At 66.5% G+C, this 17,214-nt stretch carries 19 protein-coding genes and 1 tRNA gene; 16 read left to right on the top strand and 4 right to left on the bottom strand.

Annotated elements, in window-relative coordinates; translation table 11 throughout:
• Positions 1 to 104: 104 nt before the first annotated feature.
• From truB to AC5P7A_RS01405, 5 genes are all read left to right on the top strand, one after another.
• Positions 105 to 1,013, top strand: a complete 909-nt coding sequence (gene truB / locus AC5P7A_RS01385) for a tRNA pseudouridine(55) synthase TruB (protein WP_014647857.1) — start codon at positions 105 to 107, stop codon at positions 1,011 to 1,013.
• Between the two features lie 173 nt (positions 1,014 to 1,186).
• Positions 1,187 to 1,447 carry a 30S ribosomal protein S15 gene (rpsO, locus tag AC5P7A_RS01390; RefSeq protein ID WP_005417886.1) on the top strand — a complete coding sequence of 87 codons (261 nt, stop codon included), beginning with the start codon at positions 1,187 to 1,189 and terminating at the stop codon, positions 1,445 to 1,447.
• A 151-nt stretch (positions 1,448 to 1,598) separates the two neighbouring features.
• Positions 1,599 to 3,707: a polyribonucleotide nucleotidyltransferase gene (gene pnp / locus AC5P7A_RS01395; protein ID WP_046431803.1), complete on the top strand. Its 2,109-nt coding sequence runs from the start codon at positions 1,599 to 1,601 to the stop codon at positions 3,705 to 3,707.
• A 280-nt stretch (positions 3,708 to 3,987) separates the two neighbouring features.
• Positions 3,988 to 5,178 (top strand): glycoside hydrolase family 18 protein, encoded by a 1,191-nt coding sequence (locus AC5P7A_RS01400; protein WP_495219825.1) that lies wholly within the window; start codon positions 3,988 to 3,990, stop codon positions 5,176 to 5,178.
• 97 nt (positions 5,179 to 5,275) lie between these two features.
• On the top strand, positions 5,276 to 5,680 hold the full coding sequence (locus tag AC5P7A_RS01405) for a VOC family protein (RefSeq protein ID WP_197605687.1): 405 nt from the start codon (positions 5,276 to 5,278) through the stop codon (positions 5,678 to 5,680).
• A gap of 24 nt (positions 5,681 to 5,704) precedes the next feature.
• Here AC5P7A_RS01405 and AC5P7A_RS01410 read toward each other — a convergent pair whose 3' ends face one another.
• The 3 genes from AC5P7A_RS01410 to AC5P7A_RS01420 are packed head-to-tail and all read right to left on the bottom strand — an operon-like array spanning position 5,705 to position 7,834.
• Positions 5,705 to 7,264, bottom strand: a complete 1,560-nt coding sequence (locus tag AC5P7A_RS01410; RefSeq protein ID WP_053495090.1) for a PepSY-associated TM helix domain-containing protein — start codon at positions 7,262 to 7,264, stop codon at positions 5,705 to 5,707.
• A 10-nt stretch (positions 7,265 to 7,274) separates the two neighbouring features.
• Positions 7,275 to 7,538, bottom strand: coding sequence for a hypothetical protein (locus AC5P7A_RS01415; RefSeq protein WP_046431798.1), 264 nt, complete (start codon positions 7,536 to 7,538; stop codon positions 7,275 to 7,277).
• Complete coding sequence (locus AC5P7A_RS01420) at positions 7,538 to 7,834, bottom strand: hypothetical protein (protein WP_014647850.1); 297 nt, start codon at positions 7,832 to 7,834, stop codon at positions 7,538 to 7,540. Before AC5P7A_RS01420 ends, AC5P7A_RS01415 begins: the two co-directional genes overlap by 1 nt.
• Before the next feature lie 429 nt (positions 7,835 to 8,263).
• Between AC5P7A_RS01420 and thrS the strand changes: the two genes are divergently transcribed.
• The 11 genes from thrS to AC5P7A_RS01475 all read left to right on the top strand — a co-directional run bounded on the left by thrS (position 8,264) and on the right by AC5P7A_RS01475 (position 16,714).
• Complete coding sequence (thrS, locus tag AC5P7A_RS01425; protein ID WP_197605690.1) at positions 8,264 to 10,165, top strand: threonine--tRNA ligase; 1,902 nt, start codon at positions 8,264 to 8,266, stop codon at positions 10,163 to 10,165.
• A gap of 48 nt (positions 10,166 to 10,213) precedes the next feature.
• Positions 10,214 to 10,756 carry a translation initiation factor IF-3 gene (gene infC, locus AC5P7A_RS01430; RefSeq protein ID WP_079222586.1) on the top strand — a complete coding sequence of 181 codons (543 nt, stop codon included), beginning with the start codon at positions 10,214 to 10,216 and terminating at the stop codon, positions 10,754 to 10,756.
• A 266-nt stretch (positions 10,757 to 11,022) separates the two neighbouring features.
• Positions 11,023 to 11,220, top strand: a complete 198-nt coding sequence (gene rpmI / locus AC5P7A_RS01435; RefSeq protein WP_005410436.1) for a 50S ribosomal protein L35 — start codon at positions 11,023 to 11,025, stop codon at positions 11,218 to 11,220.
• Between the two features lie 11 nt (positions 11,221 to 11,231).
• Positions 11,232 to 11,591 carry a 50S ribosomal protein L20 gene (rplT, locus tag AC5P7A_RS01440; RefSeq protein WP_005410435.1) on the top strand — a complete coding sequence of 120 codons (360 nt, stop codon included), beginning with the start codon at positions 11,232 to 11,234 and terminating at the stop codon, positions 11,589 to 11,591.
• Positions 11,592 to 11,784: 193 nt separating this feature from the next.
• Positions 11,785 to 12,780, top strand: coding sequence for a phenylalanine--tRNA ligase subunit alpha (locus AC5P7A_RS01445; protein ID WP_005417865.1), 996 nt, complete (start codon positions 11,785 to 11,787; stop codon positions 12,778 to 12,780).
• An 87-nt stretch (positions 12,781 to 12,867) separates the two neighbouring features.
• Complete coding sequence (gene pheT, locus AC5P7A_RS01450) at positions 12,868 to 15,249, top strand: phenylalanine--tRNA ligase subunit beta (RefSeq protein WP_049442385.1); 2,382 nt, start codon at positions 12,868 to 12,870, stop codon at positions 15,247 to 15,249.
• 27 nt (positions 15,250 to 15,276) lie between these two features.
• Entirely contained in the window at positions 15,277 to 15,576 is a 300-nt protein-coding gene (locus AC5P7A_RS01455) for an integration host factor subunit alpha (RefSeq protein ID WP_005410432.1), read from the top strand.
• A complete protein-coding gene (locus AC5P7A_RS01460; RefSeq protein ID WP_005410431.1) occupies positions 15,557 to 15,913 on the top strand; it encodes a MerR family transcriptional regulator in 357 nt (118 codons plus the stop codon). Before AC5P7A_RS01455 ends, AC5P7A_RS01460 begins: the two co-directional genes overlap by 20 nt.
• 68 nt (positions 15,914 to 15,981) lie before the next feature.
• A tRNA-Pro gene (locus AC5P7A_RS01465) sits at positions 15,982 to 16,058 on the top strand.
• Between the two features lie 117 nt (positions 16,059 to 16,175).
• Positions 16,176 to 16,376: a hypothetical protein gene (locus AC5P7A_RS01470; protein ID WP_049442386.1), complete on the top strand. Its 201-nt coding sequence runs from the start codon at positions 16,176 to 16,178 to the stop codon at positions 16,374 to 16,376.
• Positions 16,373 to 16,714 carry a low molecular weight protein tyrosine phosphatase family protein gene (locus tag AC5P7A_RS01475; RefSeq protein WP_049442387.1) on the top strand — a complete coding sequence of 114 codons (342 nt, stop codon included), beginning with the start codon at positions 16,373 to 16,375 and terminating at the stop codon, positions 16,712 to 16,714. The genes AC5P7A_RS01470 and AC5P7A_RS01475 overlap by 4 nt, the downstream gene beginning before the upstream one ends.
• Here AC5P7A_RS01475 and AC5P7A_RS01480 read toward each other — a convergent pair.
• Positions 16,693 to 17,142, bottom strand: coding sequence for a GNAT family N-acetyltransferase (locus AC5P7A_RS01480; RefSeq protein WP_049442388.1), 450 nt, complete (start codon positions 17,140 to 17,142; stop codon positions 16,693 to 16,695). The genes AC5P7A_RS01475 and AC5P7A_RS01480 overlap by 22 nt on opposite strands.
• Positions 17,143 to 17,214: the final 72 nt, after the last annotated feature.

The raw sequence follows: 17,214 nt of genomic DNA on the forward strand, positions 1-17,214 counted from the left end.
CGCGACGCCGGGCATGCCCGGCGTTGCTGCATTCCGGCTGCGCGATGTCTGATGCAGGCCGCGCTGCGGCAGCCGAGCATGGCCCGTCTCAACACTTTCCTGTCATGACCCGAATTCAGTTCCGTCGCCTGGATGGCATCCTGCTGCTCGACAAGTCGACCGGCATGAGCTCCAACGCCGCCCTGCAGGTGGCGCGCCGCCTGTTCCGCGCCGAAAAGGGCGGCCATACCGGCAGCCTCGACCCGCTGGCCACCGGCCTGCTGCCGCTGTGTTTCGGCGAGGCGACCAAGATCGCCGGCCTGCTGCTGGGTTCGGCCAAGGCCTACGACGCCGAGATCGTGCTCGGCCAGACCACCGATACCGACGATGCCGAAGGCCAGGTACTGCTGCAGCGCCCGGTGCCGGCGATCAGTGCCCAGGCCCTGCAGGCTGCGCTGGCGCCGCTGACCGGCACCATCCGCCAGCGTGCCCCGATCTATTCGGCGCTGAAGCAGGGCGGTGAACCGCTGTATGTGAAGGCCCGCCGCGGTGACGTCATCGAAGCGCCCGAACGCGAGGTGCAGGTACACGCCATCGAGGTGCTGGAGCAGCAGCCGGAACGGCTGCGGCTGCGCGTGACCTGTGGTTCCGGCACCTATATCCGCAGTCTGGCCCGCGACCTCGGCGAACGCCTGGGCTGTGGCGCCCACATCAGCGCGCTGCGCCGGCTCTGGGTCGAGCCGTTCCGCGAGCCTGCCATGGTCACCCTGGACCAGCTGCGGGCGATGGTCGAGGCCGGTGACGAGGCTGGCATGGACGCGTTGCTGCTGCCGCTGGCGGCCGGCCTGGCTGAATACCCGAGGGTCGACCTGGACGCCGACCAGGCCCACCGGTTCTGCGTGGGCCAGCGCCAGCGCGACCTGTCCTGGCCGCGCGGCCTGGTGGCCGTGTTCGGTCCGGACGATGCTGTCCAGGGCCTGGGCCAGGTCGACGAGAGTGGCCTGCTGGCCCCGCAGCGCCGTTTCAACCTCTGACCGGGGCCTGCCGGTTCAGCCCCGGTCCTTGTCCCGGACGCCCCCGGCCGTTACAATTTCGCGGCCGTTTTCCGGCAACCTGCCTCGCGCAGGTTTCATCCTCGTAGTCCACGGCGAGCCTGGCGGTGCGCGAAGCGCGTTCCTGCCGGCCACGCATCACAGAGAAAAAAGAAATGTCGATCGACACCCAGAAGGTCATTGAAGACAACAAGCGCAGCGCGGCTGACACCGGCTCCCCGGAAGTCCAGGTTGCACTGCTGACCGCCCGCATCGAACTGCTGACCGGCCACTTCAAGACCCACAAGAAGGACCACCACAGCCGCCGCGGCCTGCTGCAGATGGTCAACCGCCGTCGCAGCCTGCTCGACTACCTGAAGAAGAAGGACGTCGAGCGCTACAAGGCCCTGATCGAGAAGCTTGGCCTGCGTCGCTAAGCAACGAATCCCCCGCGGCGCAGCGATGCGCCGCGGTTTTGTTTTGTAGTACCGCAATCCCCGATTCAGGCCGGAACGATCCGGCCACCCGCTGGCGGCAAGGGTCGCCGACGGTCCAAATTCGCAGACAGCATCCCCAAGGACACCCTCCGTGGCAAAAATCACCAAAACCTTCCAGTACGGCAAGCACACCGTCACGCTTGAGACCGGCGAAGTCGCCCGTCAGGCCAGCGGCGCCGTCATCGTCAAGATGGACGACACCGTACTGCTGGTCACCGCCGTCGCCGCCAAGAGCGCGCGCGAAGGCCAGGACTTCTTCCCGCTGACCGTCGATTATCAGGAAAAGTTCTACGCCGGCGGCCGTATCCCGGGTGGTTTCTTCAAGCGCGAAGGCCGTGCGACCGAGAAGGAAACCCTGATCTCGCGTCTGATCGACCGTCCGATCCGCCCGCTGTTCCCGGAAGACTACAAGAACGAAGTGCAGATCATCGCCACGGTGATGTCGCTGAACCCGGACGTGGACGGTGACATCCCGGCCCTGATCGGTGCTTCGGCTGCCCTGGCCCTGGCTGGCACCCCGTTCATGGGTCCGATCGGCGCGGCCAAGGTCGGTTACAAGAACGGCGAGTACATCCTGAACCCGACCGTCAGCGAACTGGCTGACTCGCAGCTGGAGCTGGTCGTCGCCGGTACCTCCAACGCTGTGCTGATGGTTGAATCCGAAGCCGCGCTGCTGTCCGAAGAAGTGATGCTGGGCGCCGTGACCTTCGGTCACCGCGAAATGCAGAAGGTCATCAACGCGATCAACGAGCTGACCGTCGAAGCCGGCACCAAGCCGTCGACCTGGGAAGCCCCGGCCAAGAACGAAGCGCTGATCTCCGCCCTGAAGGAAGCCATCGGCCCGCGCCTGGGCGAAGCCTTCCAGGTGCGTGACAAGCTGCAGCGCCGCGACGCCATCTCGGCGATCAAGAAGGACGTGTTCGAAGCCCTGGCTGGTCGCGTGGCCGCTGAAGGCTGGAACCCGGCCGAGCTGTCGAAGGAATTCGGCGAACTGGAATACCGCACCATGCGTGACTCGGTGCTGGACACCAAGGTCCGTATCGACGGCCGTGCGCTGGACACCGTCCGCCCGATCACCGTGAAGACCGGCGTGCTGCCGCGTACCCACGGTTCCTCGCTGTTCACCCGTGGCGAAACCCAGGCCATCGTGACCATCACCCTGGGCACCGCCCGTGACGGCCAGGTCATTGACGCCGTTGCCGGTGAGTACAAGGAAAACTTCCTGTTCCACTACAACTTCCCTCCGTTCTCGGTGGGTGAGTGCGGCCGCATGATGGGCCCGAAGCGCCGCGAAATCGGCCACGGTCGCCTGGCCAAGCGCGGCGTGCTGGCTGTCATGCCGTCGCTGGAATCCTTCCCGTACACCATCCGCGTCGTCTCGGAAATCACCGAGTCGAACGGTTCCTCGTCGATGGCATCGGTCTGCGGCTCGTCGCTGGCCCTGATGGACGCCGGCGTGCCGGTGAAGGCGCCGGTGGCCGGTATCGCCATGGGCCTGGTCAAGGAAGGCGAGCGCTTCGTCGTCCTGTCCGACATCCTGGGTGACGAAGATCACCTGGGCGACATGGACTTCAAGGTGGCCGGTACCGCTGAGGGCATTTCCGCCCTGCAGATGGACATCAAGATCGAAGGCATCACCGAAGAGATCATGAAGCAGGCTCTGCAGCAGGCCAAGGCTGGTCGTCTGCACATCCTGGGCGAAATGGCCCACGGCCTGACCGCTCCGCGTGAAGAGCTGTCCGACTACGCGCCGCGCCTGCTGACCATCAAGATCCACCCGGACAAGATCCGCGAAGTGATCGGCAAGGGTGGCTCGACCATCCAGGCCATCACCAAGGAAACCGGCACCCAGATCGACATCCAGGATGACGGCACCATCGTCATCGCTTCGGTCAATGCCATCGCTGCCCAGGCCGCCAAGGCCCGCATCGAGCAGATCACCTCGGACGTCGAGCCGGGCCGCATCTACGAAGGCAAGGTCGCCAAGATCATGGACTTCGGTGCGTTCGTCACGATCCTGCCGGGCAAGGACGGTCTGGTCCACGTGTCGCAGATCTCCAGCGATCGCGTCGAGAAGGTCGGCGACGTGCTGAAGGAAGGCGATGTGGTCAAGGTCAAGGTGCTGGAAGTCGACAAGCAGGGCCGTATCCGCCTGTCGATGAAGGCCGTGGAAGAAGGCGACGCCGTCAGCGCCGAATAATCGGTACTGCTGATTGTGCGGTGGGTGAGGCCCGTCGGTCCTCACGCTTTCGCAAATGAAAAAGCGGGCTTCGGCCCGCTTTTTCTTTGCCTTGATGTCATGCAGTGCCGCTCATCCAGGTCGCTGCATGTCCTGCTGCAGTGCGTGAGCGCCGCCACGTGGCCATCGTTCTGTCACGGTTGCGCGGATCACGAATGTCCACGGGACGACATGCCGCGACAACCGTCCCACAGCCACATCGGTTTGCTAACGTGGCGGCGCCTTCGAACCGGGAGATCCCATGTTCCGCCAGACCGTGGCCGTCCTTGCCGTGCTGATCGCCGGTGCCGTGCCCATCGCTGCGCGCGCTGCGCCGGCGCCGCCGCCGATCTTCGGTGCCTACTACCCCGGCGGCTCGGCCGAGCGCTATCCGGTGTCGAGCATTCCCGCCGAGCGCCTGACCCATCTGTTCTATGCGTTCTCCACCATCGAGGACGGCCGCTGCGCGGTCGGCGCGGAAGCGCCGAAGAACTTCGCCGCGCTGGCCGAGCTCAAGAAGGCGCATCCGCACCTGCGCACGCTGATTTCGATCGGTGGCTGGGGTGCGGGTGGGTTCTCCGATGCAGCGTTGACCGAGGCCAGCCGCAAGCGCCTGGTGGACTCATGCATGGCACTGTTCTTCGATCACCATGCCGGCAGCTTCGATGGTGTGGATATCGACTGGGAGTTCCCGGTCAGTGGCGGGCCGAAGGAGCTGGCGCATCGCCCGCAGGATCGCGCCAACCTGACCAGGCTCGCGCAGGCGTTCCGCGTGGCACTCGACACGCACGGGCGCAAGGTGGGGCAGCCAATGCTGCTGAGCGCCGCGCTGGCCGCCGGTCGCCTCCAGACCGATGGCCCCTATGATCCGGCGGCGAGCTACGACCTGCCGGCGCTGGCCAAGGTGTTCGATTTCATCAACCTGATGAGCTATGACATGGGCACCGGCTTCTCATCGGTGTCGACCTTCAATGCGCCCCTGCATGAAGTGCCGGCCGATCCGCTGGCGCCGGAGCTGCGGCGCTGGAACAACGTGGCCGGCGCGGTGCAGTACTACCGCGAGCACGGCGTGCCGGCCGACAAGCTGGTGCTGGGCGTGCCGTTCTATGGGCGCGGCTTCAAGGTCACCGGCGATGCGCCGGATGGCCTGTATCAGCCCTACAGCGCACCGGCCGACGCCGGCGACTGGCGGGTGATCAAGGCGCGCTATCTCGACCAGCCGGGTTGGGTGAAGCACTGGCAGCCGCAGGCGCAGAGCCCGTGGCTGTACAACGCCGTGCAGAAGATCTTCATCAGCTATGAAGACCCGCGCTCGATCGGCCTGCGTGCCCGGTTCGCCCGCGAGCAGGGCCTGGCCGGGGTGTTCATGTGGGAGCTGACCGGCGACGACGAGCAGGCCAGCCTGCTCAACGCGATGCTCGGCCCGTGGCAGAAGGCGCGCATCGGCGATTGAGTCACTGGTGGCGCCGGGCCATGCCCGGCGCCAGGCGGCAACGCCATCGGCCCGACACCGCACATTGCGACGACGCCGGCGGCGCTACGCTTTGGGCATGATCCATCTCGAACGCCTGGACCACCTGGTCCTCACCGTCGCCGACATCGAACGCAGCTGTGACTTCTACCAGCGCGTGCTCGGCATGCAGGTCGTGCGCTTCGGCGCTGGCCGTACCGCGCTGCAGTTCGGCCAGCAGAAGATCAACCTGCATCCGGCCAGCGCGCCACTGCAGCCGCATGCGCTGCGACCCACGCCGGGCAGTGCCGATCTGTGCCTGGTCACGCATACGGCAATGGTCGATGTGCTGGCGCACCTGCGGGCGCAGGCCATCGCGGTGGAGGAGGGGCCGGCCACACGTACCGGTGCGCTGGGACCGATCGAATCGGTGTACTTCCGCGACCCGGATGGCAACCTGATCGAAGTGAGTCGTTACCCGGGCGAAGAACACCCGCAGCGGTAGCGCCGGGCCATGCCCGGTGAACGCTTAGTTGGCCCAGACGCTGTTGGGGTCGCCGTTGCGGGCGCGGCGCTGGCTGGCGACGGCCAGGCGAGCGAAGCCGAAGGCCATGGCCAGCGCGATGGCATCGACCCAGAACAGCGGCCAATGGCCACGCGCGGCGGCGCGCCACAGCCAGTCACCATTGAGTGCGCCGTGCAGGACCGGCACCAGTGCAGTGCTGAGCGCTGCGGCCCACAGCAGCTCGCGCGCCGCCTGCGCGGGGCGGCGCAGTGCAGCCCACAGCGCACAGGCTGCCCAGCTGCCGAAGCAGGCCCAGCGGATGCCATGGTCGACCGCCGACGGTGCCAACCGCTCCAGCACCAGCGCGGTGATGAAAGCGACCGAGATCGCCACGCACAGGCCGATGCACACGCCAACCGTGGCCCGTGCCATGTTCACCCCGGCACGCGGCTGTTGCGGCTGGCGACGCTTGCGCCGCGACTCGATCCACAACAGGTTGCCGGAGTAGAACAGGAACGCACCGCCGAGGCCGAGCAGGAAGTACAGCCAGACCACCACGCCGTTGCCGAACTCGCCGAAGTGCAGGGCATAGGCGGCGCTGAGCGTGGCGTGGTTGGCATCGCGCTGGCCCGGCAGCTGGGAGGCCAGGACGTTGCCGGTGGCCACGTCCAGGGCCACCGAACCGAGCGGCCCGAGTGTGCCGGTGGATTCGCCCGTGATCTCGATCGTGGCGTTGGCATCGCCGGCGTTGGCCAGTTTCAGGTAGGCCGGCTCGAAGTTGGCCACGCCCTGTGCGCGGGCTACTTCAAGCGCGCGCGCATGCAGCAGGCGCAGGCTGCCCGGCGGTGCCGGGATGCCACTGGCGTCGCGCACCGGCGCGGTGTCCATTGCAGTCGGTACCGCCTGCAGGGCCTTGCCGTCGTAGATCAGTGGATTGAGCAGGGCCATCTGCACGAACACCAGGCAGAGCAGGGCGCCCGTGACCGCGAACATCAGGTGGAAGGGCAGGCTGAGCACGCCGATCACGTTGTGCGCGTCCTGCCACAGCTGCTTCAGGTTGCGGCCCGGCCGCAGCGCGAACAGGTCGCCGAACAGCTTCGGCAGGTGGATCACCAGGCCGCTCAGCAGCGCCATGCCATACAGCAGGCTGACGATGCCCATCACGTAGATGCCGGCCACTGGCAGGCCGAGGCTGTAGTGCAGTTCGTTGACCAGTTCGGCCAGCCCGGTCTGTGGCGGCGTCGGGCTGCCGGCGATCTGGCCCGGCCAGGCATAGCGCCAGCTGCCGTCGTCGGCCTGCCAGTAGGCCAGGGGTTGCGGATGTTCGGCGCCGGGGAACGTCATGCCGACGTGGCGGCGGGCCTCCGGGTGTGCCGCCAGCACGTCTTCCAGCAGGTACTGTGCGTCGTCCAGGCCCGCCGGCAACGCGGTGGCTGCACCGGGCGTCTGCCACAGCGGCAGGTCGTGGTGGAACAGGGTCAGCGCACCCGCGTAGAAGGCCACGAACAGGCCGAAGCCGGCAACCAGGCCGACCCAGGTGTGCAGGGTGGTGAACGTACGCAGGGTCTGCGAGCTGAACTTCATGGGGGGAGTCTCATTGCACCGCGCCGGTCAGGCGCAGCAGCGTCAGCACGGCGAAGCCGGCCGTAGCGCTGCCGGCCAGTGTCACCCAGGCGCGCAGCGCGCTGCGGAAGCTGAACGCCCACAGGGCAGCCAGCATCCACAGCGGGATGAACGTGATCAGGCTGGGCACCAGCGCGTTCTGCCAGGGGCCCGGCGGCAACCACGTCACCAGCCCGGTCGCGGCGGCGGCCAGCAAGAAGCCGGCCACGATGCCGGCGAAGGCGCGCGGCCACATCAGGGCGACTCCGTGCCCGGGCGATGCCAGGCGGCCAGTGCCGGCAGCAGCATCGCGGCCAGCATCCAGGTGCACAGCATCGCCACCAGGCCAGCGGCAAAGCCGAGTTCGGCCATCCACAGCCACAATGCGGCAGCCGCGGCGACCAGGCCGATCTCGCGGCCGAGGCGGCCGGCGCGGCGCAGGCGGGGCCAGCGGCAGTGCGGCGAGGCGGCATAGAAGGCCAGTGCCGAGAACATCGCTGCCAGCATGCCCAGGCTGCAGAAGCCCAGCGTGGAAAGGCCGACGGTGATCATTGCGGGCGGCCGCCATGGCAGCGGGCCAGCGAACGCGGGGCACGGGCGGGGCCGGCGGGAGCCGGTCGGAGCGGGTGGCGCATCACGAGGTCCTGGGGGGAAGCGGGCAGGCTGGCACGGGGCGGGCTGCGCGGACATGGTAATCATTGCGTTTTCACGCCGCCAGCGAGGGCCATTCAGCGGACCGTACGGTAGGCCTTGGGCTTTCCGGTGTGCTGGTTTAAGATCGTCGCAGAACCCTGACTGGAACAAGGTGGCCCGCGCCCAGCGCCGGCCGAGCGTGCGACATGAGCACTACCACCGCCCACTGTTGACCTGCCCCCGAAGGCCCTGTGTTCCAGGCGCCCTCGCGGCGCTTTTTTATTGCCCGGGCAATGGCCCGGGAACGCTTTCCAGCCCGCCCAGCGGGCCCCGCACGAAGCCAATGCGATGATCAACATTACCCTTCCCGACGGCAGCCGCCGCGAGTTCGAAAACCCCGTCAGCGTCATGGACGTCGCCCAGTCGATCGGTGCCGGCCTGGCCAAGGCCACCATCGCCGGTTCGGTCGATGGCGTGCTGGTCGATGCCAGTGACGTCATCGACCACGATGCCAGCCTGCGCATCATCACCGCCAAGGACGAGGAGGGCGTGGAGATCATCCGCCACTCCTGCGCCCATCTGGTCGGCCACGCCGTCAAGCAGCTGTACCCGGACGTGAAGATGGTGATCGGCCCGGTGATCGCCGAGGGCTTCTATTACGACATCTATTCCGAGCGCCCGTTCACCCCGGACGACATGGCCGCGATCGAGAAGCGCATGGGTGAGCTGATCGCCCAGGATTACGACGTCATCAAGAAGATGACGCCGCGCGCCGAAGTGATCGAGATCTTCAAGGCCCGTGGCGAGGACTACAAGCTGCGCCTGATCGAGGACATGTCCGACGACATCCAGGCGATGGGCATGTACTACCACCAGGAATACGTGGACATGTGCCGCGGCCCGCACGTGCCGAACACGCGCTTCCTGAAGGCCTTCAAGCTGACCCGCATCTCCGGCGCCTACTGGCGCGGCGATGCGCAGAACGAACAGCTGCAGCGCATCTACGGCACCGCCTGGGCCGACAAGAAGCAGCTCGAGGCGTACATCAAGCGCATCGAGGAAGCCGAGATGCGCGACCACCGCCGCATCGGCAAGCAGCAGGACCTGTTCCACCTGCAGGAAGAGGCGCCGGGCCTGGTGTTCTGGCACCCGAAGGGCTGGGCGTTGTGGCAGGTGGTCGAGCAGTACATGCGCAAGGTCTACCGCAGCAGCGGCTACGGCGAAGTGCGCTGCCCGCAGATCCTGGACGTGAGCCTGTGGAAGAAGTCCGGCCACTGGGACAACTACCAGGACAACATGTTCTTCACCGAGTCGGAGAAGCGCACCTACGCGGTCAAGCCGATGAACTGCCCGGGCCACATCCAGGTGTTCAACCAGGGCCTGCACAGCTACCGCGACCTGCCGATCCGCTACGGTGAGTTCGGTTCCTGCCACCGCAACGAGCCGTCCGGCGCGCTGCACGGCATCCTGCGCGTGCGTGGTTTCACCCAGGACGACGGCCATGTGTTCTGCACCGAGAGCCAGATCGAATCGGAAGTGACCGCGTTCCACCAGCAGGCGCTGGCGGTCTACCAGCACTTCGGCTTCGACGAGATCCAGATCAAGATCGCGCTGCGTCCGGAATCGCGCCTGGGCGACGACGCCACCTGGGACAAGGCCGAGGGCGCACTGCGTTCGGCGCTGTCCGCCTGTGGCGTGGAATGGCAGGAGCTGCCGGGCGAGGGCGCCTTCTACGGCCCGAAGATCGAGTACCACCTGAAGGACGCCATCGGCCGTACCTGGCAGCTGGGCACCATGCAGGTCGACTTCATGATGCCGGGCCGCCTGGGCGCCGAGTACGTGGACGAGAACAGCCAGAAGAAGCACCCGGTCATGCTGCATCGCGCCATCGTCGGCTCGATGGAGCGCTTCCTGGGCATCCTGATCGAGCACCATGCCGGCCAGTTCCCGGCCTGGCTGGCGCCGATCCAGGTGGTGGTGGCCAACATCACCGACGCCCAGGCCGACTACGTCTCGGGCGTGACCAAAACCCTTGCGGAGCAAGGCTTCCGCGTCAGCTCGGATTTGCGTAACGAGAAGATCGGCTATAAAATCCGCGAGCATACGTTGCAGCGCGTGCCCTACCTGCTGGTCATTGGTGACCGCGAGAAGGAAAATGGGGCTGTGGCGGTGCGTACGCGTTCTGGCGAAGACCTGGGCAGCATGAGCCTGCAGGCCTTCATCGAGCGGCTCCAGGCCGAGGGCGCGTAAGCAAAGGTCCGGTCCGGGGGCACAGGCACCCGGACCGGTTCGATACCCTTGGGAGAACGTAATATCAGCACCCCTGACAACAAACAGAACCGCAAGAATCAGGAAATCCGTGTGCCGCGCGTCCGCGTGATCGGCAGTGACGGAGAAATGATCGGCGTGTTGTCGCGCGACGAAGCGCTGTCCATGGCCGAAGATGAAGGCCTGGACCTGGTCGAAATCCAGCCGCAGGCCGATCCGCCGGTCTGCAAGATCATGGACTTCGGCAAGTTCAAGTTCGAAGCGCAGAAGAAGGCCAGCGAGGCCAAGAAGAAGACCAAGCAGGTCGAGATCAAGGAAGTGAAGTTCCGTCCGGTCACGGACGAGGGCGACTACCAGATCAAGCTGCGCAAGATGCGCGGGTTCCTTGAAGAAGGCGACAAGATCAAGGTCAACATCCGTTTCCGTGGCCGTGAAATGAGCCACCAGGAACTGGGTCGCGAAATGGCCAACCGGATCGAGACCGATCTGGGCGAGGACATCGTCATTGAATCCCGTCCGCGCCTGGAAGGGCGTCAGATGGTCATGATGATCGCGCCGAAGAAGAAGACCTGAGGCCTGACGGGCCGCCTTCCGGGGCGCCTGGCTGAATGGTTCAGGGTAAGGGGACGCCACTGGCGTCCCTTTGCTTTTGCAGGATGCCGGTGAAATGCCGGCGCAAGGGGTGCTGGGGCTGGTGGCAGGGCGGTTTTGCCTGTATCATGCCCGGCTCGACCCACCCAGGACGGGTCGTACGCCGATCATGGCAGGACGGAAAGAGCGGCCCAGGCCGCCGCCAGATCAGTCAGAAACCAGGGTCAAATCCCATCAAGGACATTGCAATGCCCAAGATCAAGACCAACCGGGCAGCGGCCAAGCGTTTCCGCAAGACCGCCTCGGGCAAGTACAAGTGCGGCCACGCCAACCGTAGCCACATCCTCACGAAGAAAGCGACCAAGCGTAAGCGTAATCTGCGTCAGACGGGCCATGTCCGTGCAGAAGACGCAGGCCGTCTGGACCGCATGCTCCCTTACCTCTGAGGAACTGAAAAATGGCACGAGTTAAGCGTGGCGTACAGGCGCGTCGCCGCCACAAGAAGATTCTGGATCTCGCCAAGGGCTATTACAACGCCCGCCGCAAGGTCTTCCGCGTCGCCAAGCAGGCGGTCATCAAGGCACAGCAGTACGCCTACATCGGCCGTAAGCAGAAGAAGCGCAACTTCCGTTCGCTGTGGATCACCCGTATCAATGCGGCTGCCCGCATCAACGGCCTGAGCTACAGCCGCTTCATGAACGGTCTGCTGAAGGCCGGCATCACCCTGGACCGCAAGGTCCTGGCTGACATCGCCGTGCACGACGCAGCCGGTTTTGCTGCGCTGGCCGAAAAGGCCAAGGGCGCGCTGGCGGCATAAGTCCTTCCCGATGCCGTAACCGTTCATCCGGAACGGTGTCAGGTCAAGGCAATGCATGGGGAAGGGCGCAAGTCCTTCCCCATTCTTTTTTGGGTCCCGGCGAGGCCATGGCGGCAGCGCGGGGACGGCGGTGGCGACAGGGGTCGGCCCTTCGCGCATCGCGATGGCAGATCGACTGGAGTTCCGGCCCCCCATGAGCGACATCCAATCCCTCACCACCCAGGCGCTGGCCGATGTGGCCGCCGCACAGAGCCCCGACGTGCTGGAACAGCTGCGCGTGGCCCTGCTTGGCAAGAGTGGCAGCATCACCTCGCAGCTCAAGCAGCTCGGCGCCCTGCCGGCCGACGAGCGCAAGGCCGCCGGTGAAGCGATCAACCAGGCCCGCGACGCGCTGACCCGCGCGCTCGGCGAGCGCAAGGCGCTGCTGGAAGATGCGGCACTGGATGCACGCCTGGCCGCCGAAGCCATCGACATCACCCTGCCGGGTCGCAACGGCGACCGCGCCGGCCTGCATCCGATCACCCGCACCCTGGAGCGCATCACTGGCATCTTCGGCCGGCTGGGCTACGAGCTGTCGGAAGGGCCGGAGATCGAGGACGACTGGCACAACTTCGAGGCGCTGAACTTCCCGCCGCACCATCCGGCGCGCGCCATGCACGACACCTTCTACTTCGGCGACGGCCGCCTGCTGCGCACGCACACCTCCGGCGTGCAGGTGCGCTACATGGGTGACCACGCGCCGCCGCTGCGCATGATCGCCGCCGGCAAGGTGTACCGCAGCGACAGCGACCAGACCCATTCGCCGATGTTCCATCAGGTGGAAGGCCTGCTGGTGGACGAGCATTCGACCTTCGCCGACCTGAAGGGCACGCTGGCCGAGTTCGTGCGCGCCTTCTTCGAGCGCGATTTCGAAATGCGCTTCCGCCCCAGCTATTTCCCGTTCGTTGAGCCGGGCGCGGAAGTGGACATCGCCTGGCAGCAGCCCGATGGCAGCACCCGCTGGCTGGAAGTGCTGGGCTGCGGCATGGTCCATCCGAACGTGCTGCGCAACGTCGGCATCGATCCGGAGCGCTACACCGGCTTCGCCTTCGGCATGGGCGTGGAGCGCTTTGCAATGCTGCGCTACGGCGTCAACGACCTGCGTGCGTTCTTCGAGAACGACGTGCGGTTCCTGAAACAGTTCGCGTAAGCCGCAACCGTGTAGGGCCGAGCCATGCTCGGCTGCTCCCAAATTCGCAGGCCCAGGCGCATGCGCCGGGCCCACCAGGATGACACCATGAAATTCTCCGAAAACTGGCTGCGCAGCCACGTCCCGACCGGCGCTTCGCGCGATGAACTGAGTGCAGTGCTGACCGCCATCGGCCTGGAAGTGGAAGACGTGACCGCGCTGGGCGAAGGCCTCGACCACGTGGTCGTGGCACGCATCGTCGACGCGGTGCGCCATCCGGAAGCGGATCGCCTGCAGGTGTGCAGGGTTGATGCCGGGCAGGGCGAACTGCTGCAGATCGTGTGCGGCGCCCCGAACGCGCGCCCGGGCCTGGTCGCGCCGCTGGCGATGGTCGGTGCGCAGATCGGCGAGCTGAAGATCAAGCCGGCCAAGCTGCGTGGCGTCGAGTCCAACGGCATGCTGTGCTCGGCCAAGGAACTGGGCCTGGACAACGATGCTTCCGGCCTGCTGGAACTGCCCGACGACGCACCGGTCGGCCAGACCCTGGTCGAGTACCTGGGCCTGCCGGATGCCAGCATCGAGATCAAGCTGACCCCGAACCGCGCCGACTGCTTCAGCCTGCGCGGCATCGCCTACGACGTCGCCGCCGCCACCCGCAGTGAAGTGCTGGACTTCGCTGCCGACGCCATTCCGGCAGTCGGCAGCCGTGAGCTGAGCATCCAGCTCGACGCCGGCGCCGAAGCGCCGCGTTACCTGGGCCGTGTCATCGAAGGCGTCAATGCTGCCGCCAAGACCCCGTTGTGGATGGCCGAGCGCCTGCGCCGCAGTGGCGTGCGTCCGGTCTCGCTGCTGGTCGACATCACCCAGTATGTGATGCTGGAGCTGGGCCAGCCGATGCACGCCTACGACCTGGGCACCCTGCAGGGCAGCATCGCCGTGCGGCGTTCGCGCGCGGGCGAGACGCTGAAGCTGCTGGACGGCCGCGATGCTGCGCTGGACGACAGCTTCCTGGTGGTCACCGACGCTGACCGCGCGGTCGGCCTGGCCGGCCTGATGGGCGGCTTCGACACCCGCGTCACCGACGCGACCACCGCCGTGTTCCTGGAAGCCGCGCACTTCGCGCCGGCCGCGATCATGGGTCGTGGCCGCAAGCTTGGCCTGCACACCGATGCCGGCCATCGCTTCGAGCGCGGCGTCGATCCGGCGCTGCCGCGCACCGCGATCGAGTACGCCACCCGCCTGGTGCTGGACCTGGCCGGCGGTACCCCGGCACCGGTCACCGAGGCCGTGCGTGAAGCCGATCTGCCGCAGCCAGCGACCATCGTGCTGCGCCGCGCCCGCATCACCCGCGTGCTCGGCATCACCATCGACGATGCGGAAGTCGAGCGCATCCTGCGCGCGCTGGGCATGGACGTGGTCGCCGCCGCCGACGGCTGGCAGGTGGTCGCGCCGAGCCGCCGCTTCGACATCGCCATCGAAGAAGACCTGATCGAAGAGCTGGCCCGCATCCACGGTTACGAGCAGATCCCGACCACGCTGCCGGGCGGTGCCTCGCGCGTGGCGATGCCGAGCGAGACCCAGCTGGACGCGCTGAGCGTGCGCCGCCAGCTGATCGCCCGTGACCAGCAGGAAACCGTCAATTTCGCCTTCGTCGACGACGCGCTGCTGACCCAGTGGCAGCTGCGCGACGGCCTGGTGCCGCTGGCCAACCCGCTGTCGGCCGAACTGGCGGTGATGCGCCCGTCGCTGCTGCCGGGCCTGGTCGCCACGTTGGGCCGCAACGCCGCCCGCCAGTTGGGCCGTGTGCGCCTGTTCGAGCTCGGCCGCGTGTTCGCCCAGCAGGCCGGAGACGGCCAGCCGGCACCGCTGGAAACCCCGCGCGTGGCCGCTGCGGTCTGCGGTGAGGCGCAGGCGGTGCAGTGGGGCCTGCCGACCCGCAAGGTCGACTTCCATGACCTGAAGGGCGACCTGGAGTCGCTGGCGGCCGCCAGTGGCGCGCAGCTGGAGTTCCGCCCGTCCGTCCGCGCCTACGGTCACCCGGCGCGTTCGGCCGAGGTGTACCGCGATGGCGTGGCGATCGGCTGGATCGGCCAGATCCACCCGCGACTGACCCGGGCGATGGATATCGAAGCCGACGTCTACGCCTTCGAGCTGGACCTGGAGCCGCTGACGGCCCGCCGACTGCCGCGCGCCGGCGAGCTGTCGCGCTTCCCGGCGGTGCGTCGCGACCTGGCGTTCCTGGTGCCTGAACAGGTGGCCTGGGCCGATCTGGCGGCCACCGTCCGCCAGGCCGCCGGCCCGCTGCTGCGCGACCTGAACCTGTTCGACCGTTACGTCGGCCAGGGCGTCGAGCCGGGATTCAAGAGTCTCGCTATGGGCTTGATTTTGCAGGACAAGTCGCGCACTCTGACGGACCGCGACGTGGATGCGGTGGTGGCCGAGGCGGTCACTGCCATCGAGCGTGAACACCACGCCCGGATCCGCGGCTGAGCGGGCAGCACTCGGGGGTAGCAGGCAATGGCATTGACCAAGGCGGAGATGGCGGAAAAGCTGTTCGACGAAGTCGGTCTGAACAAGCGGGAAGCCAAGGAATTCGTCGACGCGTTTTTCGATGTGCTGCGTGAAGCATTGGAACAGGGACGTCAGGTGAAGCTGTCGGGCTTCGGCAATTTCGATCTGCGGCGCAAGAACCAGCGCCCGGGTCGCAACCCCAAGACCGGCGAGGAAATTCCGATTTCCGCCCGTACGGTGGTCACCTTCCGTCCGGGCCAGAAGCTCAAGGAGAGGGTGGAAGCTTATGCTGGATCCGGGCAGTAACCGCGAACTACCGCCGATCCCGGCCAAGCGCTACTTCACCATCGGTGAAGTCAGCGAGCTGTGCGACGTCAAGCCGCATGTCCTGCGCTACTGGGAAACCGAGTTTCCCAGCCTTGAGCCGGCCAAGCGCCGAGGCAACCGCCGCTACTACCAGCGCCACGACGTGCTGATGGTGCGGCAGATCCGCAGCCTGCTGTACGAACAGGGCTACACGATCGGTGGTGCACGCCTGCGTCTGGACGGCCCCGATGCCCGCGAGGAATCGGCGCTGAGCAACCAGATCATCAAGCAGGTGCGCATGGAGCTGGAAGAAGTGCTGCAGTTGCTGCGCCGCTGATCCCATTTCCATCGTAATCCGCTATACTTCACGGCCCGCCGCAGTGGCGGGCACATCGCAGCATCAGTCGGGGCGTAGCGCAGCCTGGTAGCGCATCTGCCTGGGGGGCAGAGGGTCGTCGGTTCGAATCCGGCCGTCCCGACCACTGTGATGAATCAAGAAGCCCGCGCAGCGATGCGTGGGCTTTTTTGTGCGTGCGGTGTATGCTGCGCGCCACTCGTACTACCGCGGCTGCTGAACCCGGTACTCACGAGAACACATCATGGATTCTGCAAGAAGCCGTGCCTGGCGTCGCAGCCAGGCTCGCAACCGTGGTGGCGACCGCGCCACGACCGCCTACAGCTACAAGCCCGAGAAGAACTGGAAGCTGCTGTATACGCGCGATGCCAAGCTCGCGCGCGCACGCCAGCTGGGCTTCACCTATCCGGTCCTCAGCGCCCGCCAACTGCAGGAACAGGAATGATCAACCTGCTGTTCGTCTGCAGCCGCAACCAGCTGCGCAGCCCGACCGCCGAAGCCATGTGGCGACGGCGACCCGGCTTCGCTGCGCTGTCGGCCGGCACCAGCCCGCATGCACGACGCCCCATCGGCCCGGCGGATATCCGCTGGGCCGATGTCATCTTCGTGATGGAGGCCAAGCACCAGCATCGCCTGCAGGCCGCCTATGCGCGCCTGCTGGAACACAAGCGCCTGCATTGCCTGGATATCCCCGACGACTATCGCTGCATGGATCCGCTGTTGATGGACCTGCTGGATGCAAAGGTGACCACGTATCTCGATCAGCTGCCGGCAAAGCGGTAGATCAGTTCCGGATCGCCTTCGTCCAATCCGTGCACGATGCCGCTGTCGATGAAACCCGAAGCGGCGAGCAGGCGTTGCATGCCGGTATTGGAAGCATTGGTCGAAGTGAACAGCCTGCCGTGGCCGTGCAGCGCGATGGCATGGCGCAGCAGGGCGGCGCCGACGCCCTGGCTGCGTTGTTCGCGCGCCACCATCAGCATCTCGACGAAGGCTTCGCCGAAGAAGTGATGGTGGATGGCCAGGTAACCGGCCAGCTGGCCGGCCCATTCGGCCACGTGCATGCCACCATTGGCCTGCCAGTCGCTGATCTGCCGTGCGCGTTGCGGATCGTGGACCGCAACGCTGTCGAGCGCGATCAACGCGGAAACGTCGGCGGGCATTGCCTCGCGGATGTGCAACATCGTCGAGGAGGGATCGGGCGGCACCATCGAAGGCTCCTGGGCTGGGTGCGCCCAGTCTATCGATCGCGTCGGCCGTGTCTGCGCATCCGCCACAGCCAG

The sequence above is a fragment of the Stenotrophomonas sp. YJH_SMC_65 genome (assembly GCF_059369475.1).

What these genes read in the sequence shown, in the direction of transcription:
- truB (WP_014647857.1), top strand. Translation starts at nt 105, where the DNA reads ATGACCCGAATTCAGTTCCGTCGCCTGGATGGCATCCTGCTGCTCGAC.
- rpsO (WP_005417886.1), top strand. Translation starts at nt 1,187, where the DNA reads ATGTCGATCGACACCCAGAAGGTCATTGAAGACAACAAGCGCAGCGCG.
- AC5P7A_RS01400 (WP_495219825.1), top strand. Translation starts at nt 3,988, where the DNA reads ATGTTCCGCCAGACCGTGGCCGTCCTTGCCGTGCTGATCGCCGGTGCC.
- AC5P7A_RS01405 (WP_197605687.1), top strand. Translation starts at nt 5,276, where the DNA reads ATGATCCATCTCGAACGCCTGGACCACCTGGTCCTCACCGTCGCCGAC.
- AC5P7A_RS01410 (WP_053495090.1), bottom strand. Translation starts at nt 7,264, where the DNA reads ATGAAGTTCAGCTCGCAGACCCTGCGTACGTTCACCACCCTGCACACC.
- AC5P7A_RS01415 (WP_046431798.1), bottom strand. Translation starts at nt 7,538, where the DNA reads ATGTGGCCGCGCGCCTTCGCCGGCATCGTGGCCGGCTTCTTGCTGGCC.
- AC5P7A_RS01420 (WP_014647850.1), bottom strand. Translation starts at nt 7,834, where the DNA reads ATGATCACCGTCGGCCTTTCCACGCTGGGCTTCTGCAGCCTGGGCATG.
- thrS (WP_197605690.1), top strand. Translation starts at nt 8,264, where the DNA reads ATGATCAACATTACCCTTCCCGACGGCAGCCGCCGCGAGTTCGAAAAC.
- rpmI (WP_005410436.1), top strand. Translation starts at nt 11,023, where the DNA reads ATGCCCAAGATCAAGACCAACCGGGCAGCGGCCAAGCGTTTCCGCAAG.
- rplT (WP_005410435.1), top strand. Translation starts at nt 11,232, where the DNA reads ATGGCACGAGTTAAGCGTGGCGTACAGGCGCGTCGCCGCCACAAGAAG.
- AC5P7A_RS01445 (WP_005417865.1), top strand. Translation starts at nt 11,785, where the DNA reads ATGAGCGACATCCAATCCCTCACCACCCAGGCGCTGGCCGATGTGGCC.
- pheT (WP_049442385.1), top strand. Translation starts at nt 12,868, where the DNA reads ATGAAATTCTCCGAAAACTGGCTGCGCAGCCACGTCCCGACCGGCGCT.
- AC5P7A_RS01455 (WP_005410432.1), top strand. Translation starts at nt 15,277, where the DNA reads ATGGCATTGACCAAGGCGGAGATGGCGGAAAAGCTGTTCGACGAAGTC.
- AC5P7A_RS01460 (WP_005410431.1), top strand. Translation starts at nt 15,557, where the DNA reads ATGCTGGATCCGGGCAGTAACCGCGAACTACCGCCGATCCCGGCCAAG.
- AC5P7A_RS01470 (WP_049442386.1), top strand. Translation starts at nt 16,176, where the DNA reads ATGGATTCTGCAAGAAGCCGTGCCTGGCGTCGCAGCCAGGCTCGCAAC.
- AC5P7A_RS01475 (WP_049442387.1), top strand. Translation starts at nt 16,373, where the DNA reads ATGATCAACCTGCTGTTCGTCTGCAGCCGCAACCAGCTGCGCAGCCCG.
- AC5P7A_RS01480 (WP_049442388.1), bottom strand. Translation starts at nt 17,142, where the DNA reads ATGGTGCCGCCCGATCCCTCCTCGACGATGTTGCACATCCGCGAGGCA.